Origin of the sequence: Acidovorax sp. BoFeN1 (assembly GCF_003345135.1) — a bacterium.
GTDB lineage: Bacteria > Pseudomonadota > Gammaproteobacteria > Burkholderiales > Burkholderiaceae_C > Acidovorax > Acidovorax defluvii.
The window spans coordinates 1-2143 of record NZ_QOZT01000158.1 but is presented as its reverse complement, the minus strand read 5'-3'; the positions used below and the strand labels follow the sequence as shown (position 1 = coordinate 2143).

At 68.5% G+C, this 2143-nt stretch carries 2 protein-coding genes and 1 pseudogene; 1 reads left to right on the top strand and 2 read right to left on the bottom strand.

All coding sequences use genetic code 11. From position 1 onward, the window contains the following. The coding region (locus DTW89_RS18990; RefSeq protein WP_114657064.1) for an AraC family ligand binding domain-containing protein at nt 1–479 on the bottom strand (479 nt) is incomplete at its 3' end. 65 nt (nt 480–544) lie between these two features. Here DTW89_RS18990 and DTW89_RS18985 point away from each other — a divergent pair. Then, entirely contained in the window at nt 545–1807 is a 1263-nt protein-coding gene (locus DTW89_RS18985; RefSeq protein ID WP_114657065.1) for an MFS transporter, read from the top strand. Nucleotides 1808–1997: 190 nt separating this feature from the next. On the opposite strand, the pseudogene DTW89_RS18980 reads toward DTW89_RS18985, so the two are convergent. After that, nucleotides 1998–2143, bottom strand: a pseudogene (locus tag DTW89_RS18980) (phosphonate ABC transporter, permease protein PhnE); the annotation flags it as partial.

The following is a 2143-nucleotide window of genomic DNA, read 5'->3' as shown; positions in this document are numbered from 1 at the left end:
GGGGTGGAGGTGGGGCCGTCGTCGGGCGCGGTGGGCAGCTCGCGCACCAGGGCGCGCAGCAGGTCGGACACCTCCAGCACCCGGCACTGGCGCCAGGCGGCCTCTTGGTGGCGCGGCACGCCCGGGCCGCAACGCCCGCGCGGCTGGTGGAAATACAGCGTGCGCAGATCGGCGTCTTCCACCATGGTCACGGCATGTTCCACGCCGGGCGGAATCCACAGCGCGCGCGAGGGCGGCACGATGTAGGTGCCCCGGTCCACTGTGAGCCGGATCACGCCCGTGGTGGAGATGGCCACCTGCGCCCACGGGTGGCTGTGCGGCATCACCTGCGTGTCGGCTGCCAGCTGGCGCACCTTGGCGCGCACCGGGCGCTCGGCGCTGGGTACAAACAGATGCGGCGTGAGCGAATCCACATACGACAGCGCCCGCCGGGGGCGCGGTGGCGGTGCGGTGTCTGCGGGCGGGGCTGCTTTTGGCATGTTGGCGATAGAAATTGGCAGGCTATCGTAAACCTGCCGCAGCTGGCTTGCCTAAGATCATGGCCATGACCCCCATTTCCCCTGGCGCACCCAGCGCGGTTCCCCTGCGGCAGGATGCCCGCACCATCGCCCTCATCGGCCTGGCGCATGGCAGCTCGCATTTTTTTCACATGCTGCTGCCGCCGCTGTTTCCGTGGCTGATTGGCGAGTTCGGTTTCAGCTATTCCGAGCTGGGCCTGCTGGTGTCGGTGTTCTTTGTGGTGTCGGGCGTGGGGCAGGCGCTGTCGGGCTTTCTGGTGGACCGCGTGGGCGCGCGCCCGGTGCTGTTTTTTGCGCTGTCGAGCTTTGCCACGGCCGGGCTGGTGGCGGGCACGGCGCAGGGCTATGCGGGGCTGCTGGTGGCGGCGGCGTTGGCCGGGCTGGGCAATGCGCCGTTCCACCCGGTGGACTTCACCATTCTCAACAAGCGCGTATCGCCGCAGCGCCTGGGCCATGGCTTTTCGGTGCACGGCATCAGCGGCAACCTGGGCTGGGCCACGGCGCCGGTGTTCATGGCGGGCATTGCCTCGGCCACGGGCTCGTGGCGTGCGGCCTGCCTGTGCGGCGCGCTGCTGGCCTTGGTAGTGCTGGCCGTCATGGTGTGGAACCGCGATGCGCTCGACGACCGCCAGGGCGCCTGGGCGCACCAGGCGCCGGGCGCCAGCGCCGTGGCCGATGAGCATCCCATGGCCTTCCTCAAGCTGCCTTCGGTGTGGCTGTGCTTCTCGTTCTTTTTCTGGAGCACCTGCGCGCTGAGCGCCATCCAGAGCTTTGCCAGCCCCGCGCTGCAGAGCATGTATGGCCTGCCGCTCAGCGTGACGGCCCTGGTCGTCACCGGCTACATGCTGTGCGGCGCGACGGGCATGGTAGTGGGCGGCTTTCTGGTGGGCCGCGTGGTGCGGCTGGAGAAGATCATCTCGGTGTGCCTGCTGGCCTCGGCCGCCCTGTTGGTGCTGGTGGGCACGGGCTGGCTGCCCGGCATGGCCGCGGTGGTGGTGGCCGCGCTGGCTGGCGTGGGCACGGGGCTGGCGAGCCCATCGCGCGACATGCTCATCAAGCGCGCGGCCCCACCGGGTGCGACGGGCCGGGTGTATGGCACGGTGTATTCGGGGCTGGACCTGGGTTTTTGCCTGGCCGCGCCGGTGTTTGGCGCGCTGCTCGACCGGGGCATGACCTCGGGCATCTTCTACGGCTCGGCCATCACGCTGGCGCTGAGCGTGGTGTCTGCCGCGCTGGTGGGCGTGGGCGTGGCGGCACGGCTGCGGCGCGCTGCCGCAGTGGCGGCCTGATGCGGTAGGGCCTTCAAACGTCTAACGTCGTTGGTCGCCTTGCCGTGCTGCACGTACGACAGCACTGTCTGCGGCGCCCCGCCTGGTTATCCGATTGAATGCAAACCGTACCGGCAGGGATTTGAATGAAAAGTGGCTCTGGCGCACGCCCATCAAGCGCAATAAGCTATTAAAATAATAGCAATTTGTGTCAGATAGCCAGCCAGCGCCGGCTGGCAAAGCTCAGCGCATCCACCAGCGCCACCAGCGCCAGCATGGCGACCAGCACGCTGCTGGTCTCGCCCATCTGGAACAGCCCCATGTGGAACGCCAGCATCTGCCCCAGCCCGCCGGCCC